Below are 20,898 nucleotides of genomic sequence, written 5' to 3'. Positions count from 1 at the left end.
GTGACGCTCAGCGCTTCGGCCCCGTCTCCGGCCGCGTCTCCGGCATGGCGACGATCACCAGAGCGAGACCCGCGAGCGCGATCACGGCGAGCGTCAGAAAGCCCGCCGCATAGCCGCTCGAGGTGACGATGAAGCCGGCGACGGAGAGGCTTGTCGCGCCGCCGACGCCCTGCACGAAGCCGAGGCCGCCGCGCGCGAGACTGTAATGGCCCGTGCCGCGCATGATATCGGCGAGCACGAGCGGCAGCAGCGCGTCGAACAGTCCGCCGCCGACGCCGTCCAGCAATTGCGCCGCGAGCAGATGCAGCGGCGTTTGCGCAAAGACGCAGGCGAGATCGCGCGCAAAGAGCGCGGCGAAGGCGAGAACGAGCAGCGGCTTGCGGCCGATGACGTCGGCGCGCTCGACGAGCAGCGCCATGGCGATCGTCGAGAGCTGTGCGAGAATGATCGCCGCCGAGGTGACGCCGCTCTCGAGGCCGGGGTTTTCCGAAGCGAGCTTCTGCGCGATCAGCGACAGAGTCGGCGCATTGGCGAAATTGAACAGCGCCGCCGCCGCCGCATAGATCAACAGCGTGCGGTAATGCAGGAGATCGCGCAGCCTGCCGGGCTGCGGCGGATGCGCGGGATCGAGCTCCTCGAGCCCGCGCTCGAGCCCGCGGGCGCGGTCGTGATCGATCGACGCGGCCGGAATGGCGAAAGCCGCCCGCGCCGCGAGCGCGGCGAAGATCGGCGTCAGATAGAAAGGCGCCGTCTGCGAGACGAGGACGCCGACGAGGCCGACGATTCCGGCGATGAAAATATTGCCGGCGCGATCGAAGGCGGCGTTGCGGCCGAGCCGCTCGGCCAGCCTGTCGCGGCCATAGAGGCCGAGCGTGATCGCCGCCACAGCGGGCGCGAAAACGGCGCCGAGAGTCGCCATGACGACATCCGCCGCCACCACGACCGGAACGCTCGGCGCATGAATGATGGCGAGCCCGCAGGCGCAGAGGACGAAGCTCGACAGAACCAAAAGCTCGCGCTTGGCGCGCGTGCGGTCGATGAAGGCGCCGACGGCCGGATGGGCGGCGATGCCGACGAGGCCGCTCACCGTCAGCACGGCGCCGATCTCCGCCTGGCTCCAATGCGCCTGCGTGAAGAGAAAGACCCCGACATAAGGCCCGAGCCCGCCGCGCACATCGGCGAGGAAAAAATTGAGCCGGTCGAGAGCGTCCAGGCGCATGGAACAGAACCGGTAATTATGCTGTGTTGAATAGCCGTCGGGTGAATCGGGAGCTTTAGCTAGGTAGCGACATCACGCGACGCGCTTTTCGGGCAGCGCAGGCTTTCGGGGACTAGGTATGATTGCAGCTATCTGTCAGCTACATATATGTTTGGCGACTATGCGCAGCTACGCCATTCAGGCAGCATTGGCCGAGAAAGCGGCGGACCGCGACGCGCGCATAGCTGATCTTTTAATACGCGCACACGAAAGACTTTCGGCCTTGCAGAAGTATTGCGTCGATTTTGAAATGCAGCAAACGATAGCCTTTATAAAAGGCGTATCTTCACAACTAAATACAAATTCTTCGTGTGAAAGAATATCAACATTTCTTCATTCTATATATCAGGTTGCAGAGGATGAGGGCAGGAATCGCACAGTTTATTATGTTAAATATCACAAATCTATTATATATAGAAATGAGTTAGATTTTATAGAAAAACTTTCTGTTTCATTTCCTGAGTTATCAGCTGATCTATGCTCTGCAATAAAATGTTATGCTGTTGATGAAAATACGGCATGCGTTTTCCATTTAATGAGAGTTCTTGAGCACGGATTAGCATATATGGCCGCTGATGTTGGGCTAAGTTTCGATCGAGAGCAATGGTATAATATATTGAATAATATAGAAAGAAATATAAAAATTGAACGATCTTCTGGGATAAAAAGTTCAGAGCGTAACGAGCGGCTACAATTTCTGTCTGAGGCTGCAAAGGAGTTCTCGTATTTTAAGGACGGCTGGAGGAATCACGTATCTCATAACAGAGCACAGTATGATGAGCACCAAGCGCGCGTAGTATATGATCATGTAAAATATTTTATGGTAATTCTTATATCGAACCTCAAGAAGCAGCCCGCCAAGTTATAGCTGTAGCCTTTCCGCGACGGCGTCCTTCCTTGAACGCGGCCAAGACAGGCCGGGGACAACATGCTCCCTCCGATGAGTAAAATTTCAGACGAAGTGTCAAGGGACGTTTCCGAAACGGTGCTTTTGGGCTAGAGCGACTATCGAGCAGGCGGAGGGGCCGCATATGGGGCAGTTCTTTCGGGACAGGCTGCGGCGTCTCCGGGATCGGCTCGTGTCGAGCCCGCGCTTCCAGCGCCTCGCCGCCGCGCATCCGCTGACCCGCGCCAAGGCGCGGCGGCGCGCGCGAGACATGCTCGATCTCTGCGCCGGCTTCGTCTATTCGCAGGTGCTGCTCGCCTGCGTGCGGCTGAAGCTCCTGGAGCTTCTGCTGGAGCAGCCGCGCAATGTGGAGCAGATCGCCGAGAAGCTCGAGCTCTCCGTCGACGCCGCGGCGCGGCTGCTGGACGCCGCCGCCTCGCTCGGCCTCGTCGAGCGGCGCGGCAAGGAGCGCTTCGGCCTCGGCGAGCTCGGCGCAGCGCTCATCGGCAATCCGGCGGCGCTCTCGCTCGTCGCGCATCAGCCCATGCTCTACGCCGATCTCGCCGATCCCGTGGCTCTGCTGCGCGGCGATGAATCGGCGGAGCCGCGGCTCGCCGATTATTGGCCCTATTCGGCCGCGGAAAATCCCGCCGCCCTCTCCGCCGAGGAGGTCGCGCCCTATAGCGCGCTGATGGCCGCCTCGCAGCCGCTGGTCGCGCAGGAGCTGCTCGACGTCTACCCCATTCGCCGCCACAAGAAGCTGCTCGACGTCGGCGGCGGCGAAGGCGCCTTTCTCGCCGCGGCGGCGGCGCGCGCGCCGCGGCTGCAGCTGATGCTCTTCGATCTGCCGTCCGTGGTGGAGCGCGCCCGCGCCCGGCTCGACGAAGCGGGGCTGACCAAGCGGACGAGCTTCTTCTCCGGCAATTTTCTCGTCGATCCGCTACCCCGGGGCGCGGATGTGATCACGCTGATTCGCATCGTCCATGATCACGACGACGCCTCGGCGCTGGAGCTGCTGCGCAATGTGCGCCGCGCCCTGCCGCGCGACGGGACGCTGCTCGTCATCGAGGCCATGTCCGGCGTCGAGGGGGCGGAGCCGCTCGACGCCTATTACGGCTTCTATACGCTGGCCATGGGCCGCGGCGAGCCGCGCACTGTCGCCGAGCTGCAGAAGCTCGCGAAAAAAGCGGGCTTTGGGCGCTTCCGCCTGCTGAGCAATCCCATGCCCATCGTCGCGAGCATTCTGGTCGCGCGGCCGGATCCGGACTATCACGGGCCCTGAGCTTATCGGGAATGGTCGGCGCGTCGCCCCATCGCGCCCGTCCCGACTTGCCGGGACCGGGTGGAGCGGCCATGTCTCCGATGAGAGAAAGGCCGGCCGATGATCGAACCTCTGCTGCTCACCACCGCGCGCGTCTGCACCTTCGAGGGCCGAGCCCCGCTGACCAACGCCAGCGGCTTCTTCTTCGAGCGCGGCGAGCGCCTGTTTCTGGTGACGAGCCGGCATGTGCTGAGCGATGCGGCGAGCGGCCATTTTCCCGACCGCATCGAGATCGAGCTGCACAATGACGCGCAGAATATGGCCCAATCGACCGGCTTCTCGATTCCGCTCTACGAGAATGGCAAGAGCATCTGGCGCCAGGGCGTCGACGCCGGCGGTGAAGTGGATGTGGCGGCGATCGAGATCGAGCGACAGGCGCTGCCGAATCCGACCATCTATCGGGCCTTCGGCCCGGCGAATCTTCCCGGCGGCTTCGATCAGGTCGAGATCGGCTCCTCGGTGCTGATCCTCGGCTTTCCGCTCGGCTTTCACGACACTCTGCACCACATGCCGGTGGCGCGGCAGGGCGTCGTCGCCTCCTCCTTCGGCCTGCGCTTCCAGGGCCAGGGCTATTTTCTGACCGACGCGCGCACCCATCGCGGCGCCAGCGGCGCGCCCGTCGTCGCCCGTATTCCGGCGCTGGAGGCGCGGCAGGGCGATCTGCCTTGGACGTTGCTCGGCGTCCATTCGGCGCGGCTCGACGTCGGCCGCGACGCCCAGCAGGACGAGGCGCTCGGCCTCAATTGCGCTTGGTACGCGGATATTCTGCTGCCGCTGACCGAGGGCTGAGCCGCCGCCGCTTTGCGCCTTGTTCGGCGATTTGGTAAAGGGCGCGGAGTTTCGCGCGATGCGCCCAATGCCGCCGAGGACACGAGATATGGAAAAATTCGTCACGCTGACCGGCGTCGCCGCGCCGCTGCCGATCATGAATATCGACACCGACATGATCATCCCCAAGCAATTTCTGAAGACGATCGCCCGCACCGGCCTCGGCAAGGGTCTCTTCTCGGAGATGCGCTATAAGGACGACGGTTCGGACAATCCCGATTTCGTGCTCAACAAGCCCGCCTATCGCAACGCCAAAATATTGGTGGCGGGCGATAATTTCGGCTGCGGCTCGTCACGCGAGCACGCCCCCTGGGCGCTGCTGGACTTCGGCGTGAGGGCGGTGATCTCCACCAGCTTCGCCGACATCTTCTATAATAACTGCTTCAAGAACGGCATTCTGCCGATCATGGTCGCGCAGGCCGATCTCGACAAGCTCATGGACGACGCCGCGCGCGGCGCCAACGCCACTTTGACGATCGACCTCGCCGCCCAGGAAATCCGCGGCCCGGACGGCGGGGTGGTGACATTCGACATCGACCCGTTCCGCAAGCACTGCCTGCTCGAGGGCCTCGACGATATCGGCCTCACGCTGCAGAAGCAGAGCGCCATCGACGCCTTCGAGGCGAAATCGGCGACCGCCCGGCCCTGGGCCTGATCGCGGTTTCCCGGATTGCAAAAAAGTAACGAGGGTTTTTCGTCGGGGAGGCTTAGGATCGCAGCGAGGCGGCGCGCGATCCCACATTCCGTCTCTCACTTCCAGGGCGCCAAAGCTTGAGCTTCCGATCCTACCCATCCGCGAGCGACACCCGCCGATCCGGCCTGCTGAGCCGGATCGCCGAACGCTTGCGCCTGCGTCGGCCGGCCGCGCGAGAGAACGCTTCGGCCCATTTCACGGCCGAGATCGACGCTTGGAAGGGAGACGGCGCCGAAAATTTAGGCGCCGAGGAGCCCCCCGCCGAATTCGCCGCCGACTCGGGCGACGCGGCCCTTTCGGAGGAGGAGAACGCCTGCGCGGCGCATAAGGGCGTTCTGGCGATCCAGCATCTCGCCAAGGCCTATAAAACCCGCCGCGTCGTCGAGGATGTGAGCCTGCATGTGGCGCGCGGCGAGGCGGTCGGATTGCTCGGCCCCAACGGCGCCGGCAAGACCACGGTTTTCTACATGATCACCGGGCTGGTGAAGCCGGACCGCGGACTCATCGCGCTCGACGGCTATGACGTCACCGGCCTGCCCATGTATCGGCGCGCGCGGCTCGGCATCGGCTATCTGCCGCAGGAGGCGTCGATCTTCCGCGGCCTCACCGTCGAAGACAATATTCGCGCCGTGCTTGAGATCACCCAGCCGGACAAACGCCTGCGCGAGCAGGAGCTCGACGCGCTGCTCGAGGAGTTCAAGCTCGAGCGCCTGCGCCGGACGCCGGCGGTGGCGCTCTCGGGCGGCGAGCGGCGCCGCTGCGAGATCGCCCGCGCTCTGGCCGGCAAGCCCTCCTTCATGCTGCTGGACGAGCCCTTCGCCGGCATCGATCCCATCGCCGTCGGCGGCATTCAGGATCTCGTGCGCCATCTCAAGGCGCGCGGCATTGGCGTGCTGATCACCGACCATAGCGTGCGCGAGACTCTGGGCCTCACCGACCGCGCCTACATCATCCACAACGGCCATGTCTTGACCGAGGGAACGCCCGAGGAGATCGTCGCCAATCCCGATGTGCGGCGAATTTATCTCGGCGAAGATTTCCGCATGTGATTTTGGGATCGTGTGATTTTCAAGATGATGTGATTTTCGAGATGTGATTTCGGACCGGAAGCGTCGCGGCGATTAACTGCTAGGCGGAATTTCCGGGGGGCGCCGAATAATTGGTCCTGCGCCCAATTCCTCCCCGTGCTATAAGCAAGAAACAGGCCGAGAACAGCCGTTGCGGCGGTCCACAGCCGTGCGTAATGGCGGAAAGTTTCGAGTAGGCGGAAAATGGCTATTTCCACCAAACTGATGATGCGTCAGGGCCAAGCCCTGGTGATGACGCCCCAGCTTCTGCAGGCGATCAAGCTGCTGCAATTCTCCAATCTCGAACTTTCCGCTTTCCTACACGAGGAACTGGAACGTAATCCTCTGCTCGAGGCGGTGGAATCGGACGACATTCCCGATCCGCACCAGGAGCCGCGCGGCGAGGGCGACGGCGGCGACGCTTCTTTCGAGGGAGCCGGCGAGCCGCGCGAGGGCGATTGGGCGCAGGACAGCCTCGCCGTCGACGCCGGCCAGCTCGCCGCCGAGCTCGGCACGGAGATCGGCAACGCTTTCGAGCTCGAGGGCCCGCGCAGCGTGGCCGTCGACTCCTCCGGCTCGCTGGAGGGCGCGGGTCTCTCGGCCAATTCCTGGACCGGCGCGAGCGGCGCCGGGAGCGATGGCGAGACGCCCAATCTCGAGGCCTATGTCGCCGCCGACGCCAGCCTCCACGATCATCTCGCCGAGCAGCTCGCCCTCGCCTCCGCCGATGCGCGCGACCGGCTGATCGGCCACGCCATCATCGACGCCATCGACGAGACCGGCTATCTGCGCGAGGACGTCGACGAGATCGCCCTGCGGCTCGACGCCGATCCCGTGCGCGCCGCGGCCGTGCTGGCGACCATACAGAGCTTCGACCCGTCCGGCGTCGCCGCGCGCGATCTGCAGGAATGTCTCGCCATTCAGCTGCGCGAGCGCGATCGCTTCGATCCGGCGATGCAGATTTTCATCGCCAATCTTCCGCTGCTGGCCAAGCGCGATTTCCCCGCTCTCGCGCGCCTCTGCGGCGTCGACGAGGAAGACATCGCCGATATGGCGGCGGAGGTTCGCCGCCTCGATCCCAAGCCCGGCCGCGCCTTCGGCGGCGCGCCGATCCAGCCGCTCGTCGCCGACGTGATCGTGCGGCCGGCGACCGACGGCAGCTGGATGGTGGAGCTCAACTCCGATGCGCTGCCGCGCGTGCTGGTCAACCACTCCTACGCCGCCCGGGTGAGCGCCGGCGCCAAGCGCGACGGCGACAAGACCTTCATCTCGAGCTGCCTGCAGAACGCCAATTGGCTGACCAAGAGCCTCGAGCAACGCTCGCGCACCATTCTGAAGGTCGCCTCCGAGATCGTGCGGCTGCAGGACGCTTTTCTCGCCAAGGGCGTCGAGCATTTGCGCCCGCTCAATCTGCGCACCATCGCCGACGCCATCGGCATGCACGAGTCGACCGTCTCCCGCGTCACCTCGAACAAATATATGATGACGCCGCGCGGCATATTCGAGCTCAAATATTTCTTCTCGGCCTCCATCGCCACGACCAGCGGCGGCGAAGCCCATTCGGCCGAAGCGGTGCGCTACAAGATCAAGCAGATGATCGATAAGGAGAGCCCTTTCGACGTGCTCTCCGACGACGCCATCGTCGCCCGCCTCAAGGAGATCGACATCGACATCGCCCGGCGCACCGTCGCAAAATATCGCGACAGCCTGCGCATTCCTTCCTCGGTCGACCGCCGCCGCGCGAAACAGGCGATGGCGCGGGAGAGCGCTCCGGCGCTCTGAGCGGCTCCGGGTCGCCACCAACTCGAAGGCGCCTCGGTGCCGTGTGAATGGGCAAATCGCTCACCCATTGACTTCGCCGGCCGGGACACTTAGAGCCTGTCGCCGAAGCGGACCGGGCGCAAAAAGCGTCTTTGGCCCGTCTTCCGCCACGTTCGAACGGCAAGAATGACGCTCGGGGCTCTGGACCGAGACTTCGCCGACGTCGCGGCGAGGACCGTGGGGGACGGTCGAAACCGAAGCTCACGAAAGCCATCGCGGATTTTTTTCGAAGGAATGCGCTCTCGCGCCCGGCGCGAGCGCTCGAATGGACGAGGCAGATCCGACATGTCGCTGCGAGTGTCCGGCAAGAACATCAATATCGGCGAAGCCTTGCGGACTCACGTCGCCGAGCGGCTGACGACGGCCGCCGGCAAATTCTTCGACGGCGACATCAGCGGCCATGTGACGATCTCGCCGGAAGGATCGGGCTTTCGCGCCGATTGCAGCCTTCATCTGGCCTCCGGCGTCGATGTGCAGGCGGACGGCCGCGCGCAGGAGCCCTACGCCTCCTTCGATCAGGCGGCCGACCGCATCGAGAAGCGTCTGCGGCGCTACAAGAGCCGGCTGAAGGATCATCACGGCGCGGCGCGAGACGGCGAGGGCGAGACGGCCCAGAGCTATGTGCTCGAGGCGCCCGATCAGGAGCAGGACGCGCCCAAGGAATTCGCGCCGACGATCGTCGCCGAGACGACGTCGCGGCTGCGGCGGCTGTCAGTCTCGTCCGCGGTGCTGGACCTCGATCTGACCGGCGCGCCGGTGATCGTTTTCCGCAACGCCGACACGGGTCGGCTCAATGTTGTCTATCGACGCGACGACGACCATATCGGTTGGATCGACGCGCCGGGCGGCGAATAAGCGGCATATATCTTGCCTTTAGATTGGACGCGACAGCTGTGAGGGCGGCTATGCTCATTATGCGCGATCGGAGTTCGCCCTGCGACCCGAAGAACGGCGTGAACCGCCGCAGCGGGTCGCGATGCATCCTTTGAACAATAACTACGACCTCGCGCGCCGCGATTCGCGCGGCGGCGGAGCTCGGCCCGGACAAGGCCTCGAATGGGATAGACGCCACATGCGGCTCGCGGATTTGCTCTCCACAGAAGCGGTCATTCCCGCGCTCAAGGCGAACAACAAGAAGCAGGCGCTCCAGGAGCTCAGCGACAAGGCGGCCGAGATTTCCGGCCTGCCCGCCCGCGAGATATTCGACGCGCTGCTGCAACGCGAGCGTCTCGGCTCGACCGGCATAGGCGACGGCGTCGCCATTCCGCATGGCAAGCTGGCGCGAATCAAGTCGATCTTCGGGATTTTCGCGCGGCTCGAGCGGCCGATCGACTTCGACGCGCTGGACGGCGCTCCGGTCGATCTCATTTTCCTGCTGGTGACGCCGGAGGCTTCCGGCGCCGATCACCTCAAAGCGCTGGCCTGCGCGGCGCGCGTGCTGCGCGACCCCGGCATCGTCGCGACGATTCGCGCGACGCGGGACCCTTCGGCCCTCTATTCGATCATCGCGCAAACCTCTACGCCCCACGCCGCCTGAGGCTCTCGCGCCGCTGACGTCAGCCGGCCGCGATACGGCGAAGGAACGAGCCGCGGATTACTCCGCGGCTGTTCTCGGCTTGCTGTGGGAGGCGTGGCCGCCCTTGCGTCCGGCCTCTGACGCGAGCTGGTGATCGCGGGAAAAGCTCCGCTTCGTCGGATCGACGCTCTGGCCGCCCTTGCGGCCGGCCTTGGCCGCGAGCTCGGGATTTTGGGAGAAGCTGCGCTTTTCGTCCGGGACGTTCTGGCCGCCCTTGCGCGCGATCGCCCGCTGCTTCTCAGGGTCCATCGAAGCAAAGCCACGGTTCGACTTTTTCGTTTCCTGGATCGCCGTCATATCTTCTACCTTCTCTTGTCCCCCGGGAGTCAACGCCCGAGTCAAGACAAGGTTGCGCTCTATTCGTTCCCGATTGAAGTTTTTTTTGCCGCAATTGGGCCTGTGGTCTTTACGTACGAAATCGAACGATTACATCAGCTATGGCTTATTTCTTCACTTGTGCTTATCGTTGTATTTGAGATGGGACCGTCTGTCGAAAAATAAAGCTTGGCTGATAATCGCTTTCAAACTGTCGACGCTGAACGGCTTGGCGATCAAAAAGGCCGGCTCCGGCGGCTCTCCGGTCAGAAATCGCTCCGGATAGGCGGTGACGAAGATCACCGGGGTCGACAGCGAGCCGAGTATTTCATTGACCGCCTCGAGACCAGAGCTGCCGTCCGCCAACTGAATGTCGGCCAGAATGAGGCCGGGGGGAGTCTTGGATATGGCCTCGACCGCCTCCTTATGGGTGCGCGCCACCGCGACGACCTTATGCCCGAGCTCCTCGACGAGCCCGCGCAAGTCCAGCGCGATCAGCGGTTCGTCCTCTATGATCAGCACGTCGGTGGCCAATTGGCCGGCAATCTCCGAGCTCGCCGTGTCGATCAGCGCCGCCGCCCGCGCCTCGGTGACGGCGAGCGCGCGGGCGATCTCGCCGAGCGGGAAGCCCTCCAGCGCATGCAGCAGAAAGGCGATGCGCGGCTGCAGCGAAATGGCGTCGAGATTGCGCCGCGCGCTCGCCTCGTCGCCGGGCGCGACGCCGGACGTGTCGGTATGGTCGTTGATCGGGCTCGACGTCCAGATTTCCAGAAACAGGCGATAGAGGGAGATTTTCAGATCCTCGTCCGCGACGAGGCGGGAGGGGTCGGCGACCGCGGTTTCGAGAGTCGCCAGCACATAGGCGTCGCCGCCCTCGCGACTGCCCGACAGGGCGCGGGCGAAACGCCGCAAATATGGCACATGCCTTAGAATCGCCTGAGAAATGGACATCATGCCCTCGTTTCGCGTTGCGAAAGTCACGCCATCATGGCGCGGTGATGCTGCGTCAAATCGTCGCCTGAAATACGGGAACTATTTGGTAAAATTAGCGTTGTGAGTTGGTCGGCGCAATGCAGTACTAGCGCGGCCGCGTCCGCTCGCCAGAGTTGGGCCTCACGAGAATTCTCGAGGAGCAGATGGTAAAAAGCAGCCGGAAGTCCACTGCCGCCGCCTTGAGCACAAACGAAGCCACAGAGATAGAGGACAGGACGACCGATACGGCCGTCGCGCAGGACGCCGCCGACAGCGATGGGCTCGTCGTCCTGAACTCCCGCCGCCCGTCGCGGAGCCCGCGCTCCAAGGCCGAAGCCCCCAATGATGTGGGCGAGCAGATCGGCGAACAGCTCCGCGGCCTCTATGACGACATCCTCAATCAGCCCATCCCGGATCGTTTCCTAGAGCTCTTGAACCAGCTCGAGAGCGACCCGATATCCCGATCTCGGTCGAAGACGCCCGGGGAGGGATAGTGTCGACATCCGCAGCGGCGAAGGCCGGAGGAACGGGGACGAAAGCCGATCTCGTCGCGGCGATCCCCAATCTGCGCGCATTCGCGGTTTCGCTTTGCGGCAATGCCGACCGCGCCGACGACCTCGTCCAGGAGACTCTGGTCAAGGCCTGGAGCAGCCTCGCCTCCTTCACCGAAGGCACCAATCTCACGGCCTGGCTGTTCACCATTCTGCGCAACATCCACTACAGCGACTATCGCAAGCGGCGGCGCGAGGCGCCGGATCCCGACGGCGCCATCGCCGCGCGGCTGGTGTCGCTGCCGGCGCAGAACGCCCATATGGATTTTCTCGACTTCCGCACCGCTCTGCAGAAGCTTCCGCTCGACCAGCGCGAGGCGCTGATCCTGGTCGCCGCCTCGGGCCTCTCCTATGAGGAGGCGGCGGCGATCTGCAATTGCGCGCCCGGCACGATGAAAAGCAGAGTCAATCGCGCCCGCAACCGGCTCGCCGAGGTTCTCTCGCTCTCTTCGACGAGCGACATCGGCGATTGCTATTTCATCGGCGAGCAATCGATTCTGCCGCGCACGGGCAATGATTGATAGACGGGCCGAAATGCCCCATAGGGAAGCTCGAGCCTTAGAATTTTCCTGCGAGCGAGACCCGAGCGAGACCCATGAGCGAAAAGACGACCGAATTCCGAACCGAGCGTGATTCCTTCGGCGACATAGAGGTTCCGGCCTCCGCCTATTGGGGCGCGCAAACGGAGCGGTCGCGGCAGAATTTCCCCATCGGCGTCGGCCGCATGCCGATCGAGATCATCCATGCGCTGGCGCGGGTGAAGCTCGCCGCCGCCGAGGCCAATCTCGAAAAAGGCCTGCTGAAGCCGGAGGTCGCCGCCGCCATTGCCGCCGCCGCCCGCGAGGTGATCGAGGGCAGGCTGGACGAGCATTTCCCGCTCGTCGTCTGGCAGACCGGCTCCGGCACGCAATCGAACATGAACGTCAATGAGGTGATCGCCAATCGCGCCAATGAGGCGCTGGGCGCCGGCCGCGGGGCCAAGGAGCCGGTTCACCCGAACGACCACGTCAATCTCGGCCAATCCTCCAACGACAGCTTCCCGACGGCGATTCATGTCGCTGCGGCGATCGCCATCTCGCAGCGCCTGCTGCCGGCGGTGGAGCGGCTGCACGCGGCGCTGGCCGCCAAATCCAAGGCCTTCGAGCATATCGTCAAGATCGGCCGCACCCATTTGCAGGATGCGACGCCGGTCACTCTCGGCCAGGAATTCTCCGGCTACGCCGCTCAGGCGGAGTTCGGCGCCAAGCGCATCCGCCAGGGGCTCGAGGATTTGTTCCTGCTCGCCCAGGGCGGCACCGCCGTCGGCACGGGCGTCAACACTTACAAAGGCTTCGCCGAGGCGGTCGCCGCAAGAATCGCGGCGCAGACCGGCCTGCCCTTCGTCACGGCGCCGAATAAATTCGAGGCGCTCGCCGCCCATGACGCCGCAGTCTTCGCTCATGGCGCGCTGAATGCGCTCGCGGCGGGTCTCTATAAGATCGGTTGCGACATTCGCCTGCTCGGCTGCGGCCCGCGCGCCGGCCTCGCCGAGCTGAAGCTGCCCGAGAACGAGCCTGGCTCCTCCATCATGCCGGGCAAGGTCAATCCGACCCAGGTCGAAGCGCTGACCATGGTCTGCACGCGCGTCTTCGGCAATAATGCGACGATCACCTTCGCCGCCTCGCAGGGCCATCTAGAGCTCAACGTGCTGAAGCCGGTCATCGCCGCGGCGCTGCTCGAATCGACGATATTGCTCGCCGACGGCATCGACAGCTTCATCACCCGCTGCGTCGACGGGATCGAGCCGGACGAGGCGAATATCAAGAATTTCCTGGAGCGCTCGCTGATGCTGGTGACGGCGCTCGCGCCCAAGATCGGTTATGACGCCGCCTCCAAGATCGCCCGCGCCGCGCATCACAATGGCGCGACGCTGCGCGAGGAGGCGCTGAAGTCCGGCAAGGTGACGGACGCGGAATTCGACGCGCTGGTGCGGCCGGAGAATATGCTCGCGCCGAATGATTGAGGGCGGTCGAAACGATCATCGCGCGTTCATGCCGACAATCGATAACAATCACCCTCGCCCTCATGCTGAGGAGGCGGCGCCACCGCCGTCTCGAAGCACGAGGGCGAGCTCCAGAAAACGCCGCTGACGGTTTCCTCGTCCTTCGAGACGCCCGCGCCAAAGTCGGGCTCCTCAGGATGAGGAAACCTTCACCCGATCAGGCGGCGACCGAATCGATCGATCACTTCGCCACGCAAGAGCGCGCGATTCGCTCGAGACGCGCGCGTCCTTCGTCTGTCGTAGCCTCGGGCAGAATATCCTCCCGCGCCGCCTCGCGCGCCGCGCAATCGCAGGCCTTTTCGCATTTCTGAGCGTCCGCGCCCGAGGCGACGCATTGCGCGCGGCAGGCCTCCTCGAAACCCGCATTCTGCATCGGCGCGAGCAGCATTGCCGCCGCGGTGAAGCCCGCGAAGAACACAGGCTGATGGATGAGATAGAGCGCGAGACTGTGCCGCCCGAGAAAGGCGAGGCCCCGCGTCGGCGCGCCGCCGCGCGAATCCTTGACGACCGCAGAGCCGAGGCGCGCCAGCTTGGCCGCGCCGACGCCGATCAGCAGCGCGCCCGCCCAAGGCGCGAGCGGCCGATAATCATTGGTCAGCGGCTCGAATGTCGATAGCCCCATCCACCAGAAGACGGGCGCATCGAAGAAAGGCGCGCGCGCGAAGAACGACGCGGCGACGAGCGCGACGCCCGCGACGAAAGCCGCCGGCCAGGGCAGGAACAGAAACGGCAGAGCCAGCAGGCTCGCCGCGGCGATGCAATGCAGAATGCCGAAGAAGACGAAGCTCGACGGGAAGGCGACATAGGTTCCGCCGCTCACCAGCAGCGCGGCGCCGATGAGGAGCGCGAGCCTGCGCCAATAGGCGCCGGCTCGAAAGACGCGTCCATGCGCCAGCGCGAGCGATACGCCCGCGATGAACAGAAAGCTCGCCGCGGTCGCATGGCCGAAAGCCTTATAGGCGTCCGTATAGGGAATATCCGGATCGATATGGCCGAAATGGCCGAGGTCCCAGCCGAAGTGAAAGGCGAACATGGCCAGCACGGCGAGGCCGCGCGCGACATCGAGCCATAAGAACCGCGCGGTCATTTGACCGCCGTCGTCGCCGTCGATTGGAATTTGCCGAACACCATATCCGGCGCCGAGAGATTATGGCGCGAGGGCATATGCCGGCCGAGCCAGATCTCCGTCGCCGGCGCGCCGGGAAAGCCGATGACCGGGGCCTCCTGCCAGCCTATGCCGCGCTTGGCGCGCCAGGCGACCAGCGCGGCGTCGCTCATCGACTGCGTGGTGTACATCGACCGCAGCGAGGCGAAGGGCAGTCCGTCCGGCATTGCGTCGCTATAGGAGACATCGAGCACGATGCGATCCTGATCGATGGTCGCGAGACGTAGCCGCGCCTCGCCGCCACGGCGGAAACGCAGGGTGAAGCTGCGCGTCTGCGGATCGAAGACGATCTCGTTCAACGCCACGATGGGGCGCTCCTGCACCTCCACCGGGCCGATGAGGAAGGAGGAGCCATAGGCCGTCCAACGCATATCCTCGAAGGGCAGCGGCCGCGCGCGCCAATAGCCGTCCGGCGGATAGAAGACGAGAATTTCTTCGGCGCGCTCGCGATAGGTCATCCACAGCTGCACGAGATGAAAGCCCGTCTCGACGCGGTCGCCGACCCGCACCGGCACGTCATTCGGCCGCCAGAAGGACGGAAACGTGTAGCCGACCAACCAGAATTCGGGCGTCTCCCAAAAAGTGTGGCGGCGCGCGTCGGCGGCGAATTTGGGATCATGCGAGAGATCGCAGCTCGTCCAATCCGGCGCCCAGCGATCGGAGCCGATCATGCCGATATAGGAGGGATGAATCGCCTGCACGCGCATGCGCCGCACCTGCGGCGAGACGAAATCGAGCTCGATATTGTCTTTTTCGGCGCAGAGCTCGGGCGCGGATCGGTTCTCGATCCGCACTTGCAGATCCTCCTCCGGCTCCTGCGCCTGCTGCGCGAAGGACGGCCGGGCGAAGGGCAGGCTCGAGGCGGCGAGGAGAAGCCGGCGGCGGTCGATCAGCGGTGCGGACATGGGCGGTATCGGATTCCTGTAGCGGCGGGGGCGACGATGCGCCCGATATTATTGCGCAGGACGCAGGGCGAAAACATGGAAAGGCGAGTGCTCGAGTGGGATTTTCTCGAGGAAGGGGACGCTCTCGCCGCGCGCGAGCGCCGCCGCCAGCCCATGCGGGGCGCGCTCGGTGAGGGCGTTTCCGGTCTCGCCGCCGCCGCACCAGAGCAGCAGCTCGGCGCCCGCGGCGCGCAGCAGGCGCTCGGCCGCGGCGGGCTCGGCCAGAAAAGCGTCGACCGCGAGGCGATTGCCGCGATTGTCGCGATGATAGGGCGCCGCGAAGACATAATGCGGCGTGAAGGCGAGGATATGCGCCCCCATATCCACGGGCGCGACGATGCGCGCCGGCGGCAGCGCCGCGAGGGATGAGAAGGCGCCGGCCTCGAGGCAGGCGCGGCGCGTCTCCAGGGGGGCGGCGTCGCCTTCCGATTGCAGCGCCAGGGCGAGGCCCATGGGCGAGACGCAAAGGCACAGCAGGCCGACGCTGAGGCCGCGCAACAGCGGCGTCACCGAAGCGAGCCGCGCGGAAATGGCCGCAGCGGCGCCGGCGAGCGCGATCATCGCCAGCGGCGTGACGGAAGAAAAGACGCGGATCTGCCAGAGCGCGGCGCAAAAGCCGATGAGGATCGCCGCCGCGAGCATCGCCCAACGCCCGCGCGCGAGACCCTGCGCACGCCAGGCGAGGACGAACGCCGCGAGAAGGCCGAGCAGCACCGGCGCCGCGGTGGAGACGAGCAGCGCCGGATCGCCGAGAAACGCCTTCAGCGGCTTGGCCTCGGTGACATGGGACAGCCAGAGATCGCGCAGCAGCGGATCGAGCCCGACCAGCGGATCGCCGAGACATTGCGGCGCGCTGGCGAGGAATGCGCCGAGCGCGGCGGCGCCGACGAGGCCGAGCCCGGCGATGCGACGCGCCGGACTTTCGAGACGCGGCGTCAATGCGGCGAGCGCCGCGAAGCCGAGCGCGCCGACGATGAGCGCGCGAATATGCGCCGCCGAATAGGCGTCGCAGGCCGAGAGGCCATATCGCGACGGCGCGACCGTCGCCACGAAAGTCAGCGGCGCGAAGACGAGCAGCCCGAGCGCGAAAGAGCGCAGGCGCCGCGACGCCGCTTCGCCCTCGAGCAGAAAGAGGATCGCGGGCGCCGCGAGCAGCACGACGAAGAAAGGGAGATTTTCGAGACTGATCGCCAGCGACAGCGACAGCGGCGCGGCGGCCGCCGCGAGCGCGAGCAGGCGCCTGGAATCGAGGCCGAGCGCGACGAGGCCGAAGCTCGCCATCAGCAGAACGATCTGCGGCGCATGATGATCGATGCGGCCCGGCGTGAATTGCATGAACATGGGCGCCGAGAGAAAGACCAGCCACACGGCGACGATGCGCGCCGAGCGATCGGCGACGACGCGCGCGACGAAAGCGGCGAGCGCGAAGAGCAGAGCCAGGCAGACGAAAGGAAAGACGAGCCGCGTCGCGCGCTCGGCCATATCCGGCGCGAGAAACAGCCCGAACAACAGATCGAGCCCGGCGAGCGGCGTATCGACGATGCGCGACCAATGCATGAAGAGCCCGTCCGGCGGATCGAGCCGGCGCGCCGTCATATCGAACCAGGATTGGCCGGCGAGGAGATCGCGGAGCTGCACGGCGCGCATAGCGTCGTCGGAATCGTAGAATTCGCCGGCGCTCCATATCGCGCGCGCGGGGGGCAGCGTCGACAGCGCGGCGCCGGCGAGCGCGGGGATGACGGCGGCGAGAAGTGGAATTTCGCGGCGCGCGCGCGCGCGGATTTCCGTCGCCTCGCCGGTGAGCGCGCTCACGCGGAGGCCTTCGCGCCCGACGCGGGCGCCGAGAACAAGAGCGCGCGGCGCGCGGTGAAATTGAACAGGAAGACGACGCCCGCGGTCGGAATTTTCGCAAAGGCGGGATCGAAGCCGAGACGGCCGACGAAGAAAAGCATCAGCGCCTCGGTCAGCAGCAATCCGGCGAGGCCGATAGCGCAGAAGACGGAGAATTCCGACGCCGGCCGCACGCTGCGGCGATCACGAAACACCAGTGTGACGCTGAGCCCATAAACGAGCGCGAGCCCGCCGGAAAAGCCGATCGCCGCCGCGACGAGATAGGGCAGGCCGAGCGTCTTTTGACAGAGCAGCAGCAGGCCATAGTCGAGCGCCAGCGCCGCGCCGCTCGCCAGCCCATAGGCGATGAGATCGCGCAGCACGCGCGTTGCGGCGAAGACGCGATGCGTCGAGGCGCTCGTGCTCTGCATCATTCGAAGCCGAGACGCGAAGTCCCCCTCCCCAGCCCTCCCCCGCTACGCGGGAGAGGGAGCAGATCGCGCGCTGCATCGAGATGTCGCGGAATGTCGGCCGCCCCCTCTCCCGCGCAGAGAGGGAGGGAGGGGGCGCGATGGCCTTTCCTCACGAGAGCGCAAGCCACTAGGCGACCCGCTTCGGCACGAGACGCTCGCTCGCCAGAGCCTGCTCGGCGCCGGAGACGCCGGCCTCCGAATATTCGGCGTCCTCGTTCACGCCCCAGACGTCATAGAGCGCGCGGCCGGCGATGATGTTGAGCGCGGTCAACATGCCGGTCATCATCGCATGATCCTGGTTGTTGTATTTGTGCATGCCGTTGCGGCCGACGAGATGCAGGCCGGGAAAGCGCGCGGCGAGCTCGAGGCGGATCGCCTGCACATTGGCGGCGTAGGAATCGTCGTAGACCGGATAGGCCTTGGCCTGGCGCACGACGCAGGCGTCGCGCACATCCTCCGCCTTCATGAGGCCGATCTTCTCGATCTCCTGTTTCGCGAGCGCGACGAGGTCGGCGTCGGCGGCGTTCCACAAACCATCGCCCTCGAAGCAGAAATATTCGAGGCCGAGGCAAATGGAGACGCCATCGGCGATCATCTCCGGCGACCAGGATTTGAAATTCTGCACGCGGCCGACCTGCACCGACGGATCATGAATATAAATCCAATTGTCGGGGAACTCGTGTCGCGGCCGTCCGATCAGCACCACAGTGAGAAAATCGCGATAGGCCAGCGCGCGCGCGTTGAACAGGCTGAGCGGCGTCGGCGTCAGCGCATTCATCACCTCGCGCAGCGGCGCGGAGGAGAGCACATTGCGCGCGCGATGAGTCTCGCTGGCGCCCTGCGAATCGCGCGTCGTGACCGTCCAAATACCGCTCGCTTCGTCGAAGGCGAGCGCCTCCACCTTGCGGCCCATTTGCAGGCGGCCGCCGAGCTTTTGCATCTTGCGCGCGGCGGCTTCCCACATCATGCCGGGGCCACGGCGCGGATAGCGGAAGGATTCGATCAGCGTCTTCGCCGTTCCGCCGGATTTGCCGAGCTTCAACGAGCGGCGCAATCCGTCGACGATCGCCGCGCCGAGGCTCAGCCCCTTGATGCGCTGCGCCGCCCAATCCGCGGAAATCTCGTCGCAGCTCATGCCCCAGACCTTTTCCGTATAGGTCTTGAAGAAGATGCCGAAGAGACGCTCGCCGAATTGATTGCGCACCCATTGATGGAAGGAGCGCGGCTCCTTCACCGGAAACGCCTTGGCGAAAGCGAAGGACGTCATGCAGAGCGCGCTCTCGAAAATGCCGAGATTCTTCAGCGCCTCGAACGCCTTCAGCGGATAGGCGTAGAATTTCTCGCGATAGAAGATGCGCGACAGACGCGGGCGCTCGATGAAATCATGCGGGAGCAGCTCGTCCCAGAGATCGACGATCTCCTTCGACTTGGAGAAGAAGCGATGCCCGCCGATGTCGAAGAGAAAGCGCTTGTAGCTCGCAGTGCGGCTGATGCCGCCGACATAGGTTTCGTCCTGCTCGAGGACGAGAACCTCGCGTCCGTTCTTCGCGAGAATATAAGCGGCGGTGAGGCCAGCGGGCCCCGCGCCGATCACTATCGATTCGATGATCTCGCCCATGACGGCCCTGAAACAGCGTGGGATGCGCGGGCCGGCCGCGTCATGCGGCAAGGCTCACGGCACGTAGGGGGCACTATGGACGAGCTTTGGTTAACGCGCTGTTACGCTCAGGGCCTCGCCCTGTTTCATCGAAACACGGAAAGACTCTCGTGGTCTGCGTCAGATGAATTGACGTGTCTCGAAGAGCGAACTTCAGGCGCGCTCTTTCGAAACCCTCTTTTGTCTTGACGCGTTTCCGACGTCGGCGAGGCTTCATGCGCTCGCGAAAATGACGCGGTTTCGCCCTTCGGCCTTGGCGCGATAGAGCGCATCGTCGGCGATGCGCGTCATGGCCGCGAGATCCGGCGCCGCGCCCTCGAGCACGGTGACGCCGACGCTGACGGTCGCCGCGCCTTCCGCCAGATGCGCGGCGTCGCGGATGAAGGCGGAACGAATGCGCTCCGCGATCGCCAATGCGCTCGCCTGATCGGCCGGGGCGAGAATGGCGACGAATTCCTCGCCGCCGATGCGCGCCAGCATGTCGCTCGAACGAATATTGCGCGTCGCCGTCGCGCCGAAAGCGGCCAGCACGCGGTCGCCGATCGCATGGCCGAAGCGGTCGTTGATATATTTGAAATTGTCGAGATCGAAGACGAGCACCGCCGTCGCCGGCGACGAAACCGAACGCTTCGCGCGCTCGACCGCCCGATCGAAGGCGCGTCGATTGGGCAGGCCCGTCAGCGGATCGATCATCGCCGCGATCTCGCGCCGGCTGGCGAGGCGCTCCTTGGAGAGAAGCGCCAAAAGAAAGCCGAGAATGGCGATGAAGCCGGAAAGCTCGAGGAAGCGATATTTCAGATAGGGGCTGGTGACGAAGCTCTCGTCGTCGACCGCGAGAAAGGGCGCGGCGATCGCCAGCGCGGCGTCGAACCCCGCCTGCAGCGCGAGAATCCAGGCGGTCGCATGCGACGAGACGAGGCGCTGGTCGCGGATGCGATTGTAACGGAACAGCTCGACGGCGGCGGCGGCTTCGTAGAGCGCCGAGACGGCGGAGATTTCCGCGATTCGAAAGTGAAGTTCCGCGCGCCAGAGTCCAGCGATCCAGATCACGCCGCCGAGCGCGGCGAGCAGCGGCCGAACCGGCCTGCCGACGAAAACGACGACGCCCGTCCACAGCAGACCGCTCGCCCATAGGGTGAGGGCGTTTCCAAAAATGATCGACAGCCATTCCGCCTCGTTGCGAAAGGCGTAGCAGAGCGCCGAGGCGCCGGCCGTCGCGAAGACCGCGGCCCACCACCATAATTCTTCCGCTTCCTCGTCGCCGCGCCAGATCGCATAGAGGAAGACGCCCAGCAGCGAGAGCATGAAGGCGCCAAATAAAAATAAGGTCGGCGCCAATGCGATCATCGCGTTTCACGATCCCATGAGTTGCAAATAACGGGGACGCCTGGACGTTCGGCGCTCCGGCCGAAACTTTGCATCGAATATGCCATGCTCTGAAAGTCATAAACAGCAACGCCGTCGCGTCGTCGCCGGGCAAGATGTCGCGAAGGTAAAAA

Annotated in this window: 20 protein-coding genes; 11 read left to right on the top strand and 9 right to left on the bottom strand. The window is 64.8% G+C overall.

The window, feature by feature from the left end; all coding sequences use genetic code 11:
- Positions 1–7: 7 nt before the first annotated feature.
- The gene (locus AC6IY7_RS07770) at positions 8–1,219 is read right to left on the bottom strand and encodes an MFS transporter (protein ID WP_497782485.1); all 1,212 of its coding nucleotides are present in this window, start codon (positions 1,217–1,219) and stop codon (positions 8–10) included.
- A 118-nt stretch (positions 1,220–1,337) separates the two neighbouring features.
- On the opposite strand from AC6IY7_RS07770, the gene AC6IY7_RS07765 reads away from it, so the two are divergent.
- From AC6IY7_RS07765 to ptsN, 8 genes are all read left to right on the top strand, one after another.
- Positions 1,338–2,126, top strand: a complete 789-nt coding sequence (locus tag AC6IY7_RS07765; protein WP_497782484.1) for a hypothetical protein — start codon at positions 1,338–1,340, stop codon at positions 2,124–2,126.
- A gap of 163 nt (positions 2,127–2,289) precedes the next feature.
- Complete coding sequence (locus AC6IY7_RS07760; protein ID WP_497782483.1) at positions 2,290–3,426, top strand: methyltransferase; 1,137 nt, start codon at positions 2,290–2,292, stop codon at positions 3,424–3,426.
- Between the two features lie 99 nt (positions 3,427–3,525).
- On the top strand, positions 3,526–4,254 hold the full coding sequence (locus AC6IY7_RS07755; RefSeq protein ID WP_497782482.1) for a S1 family peptidase: 729 nt from the start codon (positions 3,526–3,528) through the stop codon (positions 4,252–4,254).
- A gap of 88 nt (positions 4,255–4,342) precedes the next feature.
- Positions 4,343–4,948: a 3-isopropylmalate dehydratase small subunit gene (gene leuD, locus AC6IY7_RS07750; RefSeq protein WP_497782481.1), complete on the top strand. Its 606-nt coding sequence runs from the start codon at positions 4,343–4,345 to the stop codon at positions 4,946–4,948.
- Positions 4,949–5,064: 116 nt separating this feature from the next.
- Positions 5,065–6,036, top strand: coding sequence for an LPS export ABC transporter ATP-binding protein (gene lptB / locus AC6IY7_RS07745; RefSeq protein ID WP_497782480.1), 972 nt, complete (start codon positions 5,065–5,067; stop codon positions 6,034–6,036).
- Between the two features lie 222 nt (positions 6,037–6,258).
- Positions 6,259–7,836 (top strand): RNA polymerase factor sigma-54, encoded by a 1,578-nt coding sequence (gene rpoN / locus AC6IY7_RS07740; protein WP_497782479.1) that lies wholly within the window; start codon positions 6,259–6,261, stop codon positions 7,834–7,836.
- A gap of 324 nt (positions 7,837–8,160) precedes the next feature.
- Entirely contained in the window at positions 8,161–8,730 is a 570-nt protein-coding gene (gene hpf / locus AC6IY7_RS07735; protein WP_497782478.1) for a ribosome hibernation-promoting factor, HPF/YfiA family, read from the top strand.
- Positions 8,731–8,947: 217 nt separating this feature from the next.
- On the top strand, positions 8,948–9,412 hold the full coding sequence (gene ptsN / locus AC6IY7_RS07730) for a PTS IIA-like nitrogen regulatory protein PtsN (RefSeq protein ID WP_497782477.1): 465 nt from the start codon (positions 8,948–8,950) through the stop codon (positions 9,410–9,412).
- Between the two features lie 57 nt (positions 9,413–9,469).
- Here ptsN and AC6IY7_RS07725 read toward each other — a convergent pair whose 3' ends face one another.
- Positions 9,470–9,700, bottom strand: coding sequence for a con-10 family general stress protein (locus AC6IY7_RS07725; RefSeq protein ID WP_018267322.1), 231 nt, complete (start codon positions 9,698–9,700; stop codon positions 9,470–9,472).
- Positions 9,701–9,901: 201 nt separating this feature from the next.
- The gene (locus AC6IY7_RS07720; RefSeq protein WP_497782806.1) at positions 9,902–10,717 is read right to left on the bottom strand and encodes a response regulator; all 816 of its coding nucleotides are present in this window, start codon (positions 10,715–10,717) and stop codon (positions 9,902–9,904) included.
- A gap of 155 nt (positions 10,718–10,872) precedes the next feature.
- Between AC6IY7_RS07720 and AC6IY7_RS07715 the strand changes: the two genes are divergently transcribed.
- The 3 genes from AC6IY7_RS07715 (at position 10,873) to fumC (ending at position 13,291) form a co-directional block, all read left to right on the top strand.
- The gene (locus AC6IY7_RS07715) at positions 10,873–11,232 is read left to right on the top strand and encodes a NepR family anti-sigma factor (RefSeq protein WP_497782476.1); all 360 of its coding nucleotides are present in this window, start codon (positions 10,873–10,875) and stop codon (positions 11,230–11,232) included.
- Positions 11,232–11,810, top strand: a complete 579-nt coding sequence (locus AC6IY7_RS07710) for a sigma-70 family RNA polymerase sigma factor (protein WP_497782475.1) — start codon at positions 11,232–11,234, stop codon at positions 11,808–11,810. The genes AC6IY7_RS07715 and AC6IY7_RS07710 overlap by 1 nt, the downstream gene beginning before the upstream one ends.
- A gap of 74 nt (positions 11,811–11,884) precedes the next feature.
- Positions 11,885–13,291 (top strand): class II fumarate hydratase, encoded by a 1,407-nt coding sequence (gene fumC, locus AC6IY7_RS07705; RefSeq protein WP_497782474.1) that lies wholly within the window; start codon positions 11,885–11,887, stop codon positions 13,289–13,291.
- Between the two features lie 220 nt (positions 13,292–13,511).
- Here fumC and AC6IY7_RS07700 read toward each other — a convergent pair whose 3' ends face one another.
- The 6 genes from AC6IY7_RS07700 to AC6IY7_RS07675 form a co-directional block, all read right to left on the bottom strand.
- Entirely contained in the window at positions 13,512–14,417 is a 906-nt protein-coding gene (locus AC6IY7_RS07700; protein WP_497782473.1) for a heparan-alpha-glucosaminide N-acetyltransferase, read from the bottom strand.
- On the bottom strand, positions 14,414–15,400 hold the full coding sequence (locus AC6IY7_RS07695; RefSeq protein ID WP_497782472.1) for a hypothetical protein: 987 nt from the start codon (positions 15,398–15,400) through the stop codon (positions 14,414–14,416). The genes AC6IY7_RS07700 and AC6IY7_RS07695 overlap by 4 nt, the downstream gene beginning before the upstream one ends.
- 48 nt (positions 15,401–15,448) lie before the next feature.
- Entirely contained in the window at positions 15,449–17,251 is a 1,803-nt protein-coding gene (locus AC6IY7_RS07690; RefSeq protein ID WP_497782471.1) for a hypothetical protein, read from the bottom strand.
- Positions 17,248–17,703: a GtrA family protein gene (locus tag AC6IY7_RS07685; RefSeq protein WP_497782470.1), complete on the bottom strand. Its 456-nt coding sequence runs from the start codon at positions 17,701–17,703 to the stop codon at positions 17,248–17,250. The genes AC6IY7_RS07690 and AC6IY7_RS07685 overlap by 4 nt, the downstream gene beginning before the upstream one ends.
- A 166-nt stretch (positions 17,704–17,869) precedes the next feature.
- Complete coding sequence (locus AC6IY7_RS07680) at positions 17,870–19,360, bottom strand: NAD(P)/FAD-dependent oxidoreductase (protein ID WP_497782469.1); 1,491 nt, start codon at positions 19,358–19,360, stop codon at positions 17,870–17,872.
- A gap of 252 nt (positions 19,361–19,612) precedes the next feature.
- Positions 19,613–20,704: a GGDEF domain-containing protein gene (locus AC6IY7_RS07675; protein WP_497782468.1), complete on the bottom strand. Its 1,092-nt coding sequence runs from the start codon at positions 20,702–20,704 to the stop codon at positions 19,613–19,615.
- Between the last annotated feature and the right edge of the window lie 194 nt (positions 20,705–20,898).

The sequence above is a fragment of the Methylosinus sp. is20ea genome (genome assembly GCF_059718135.1).
This window is presented reverse-complemented; position numbering and strand designations above follow the sequence as displayed.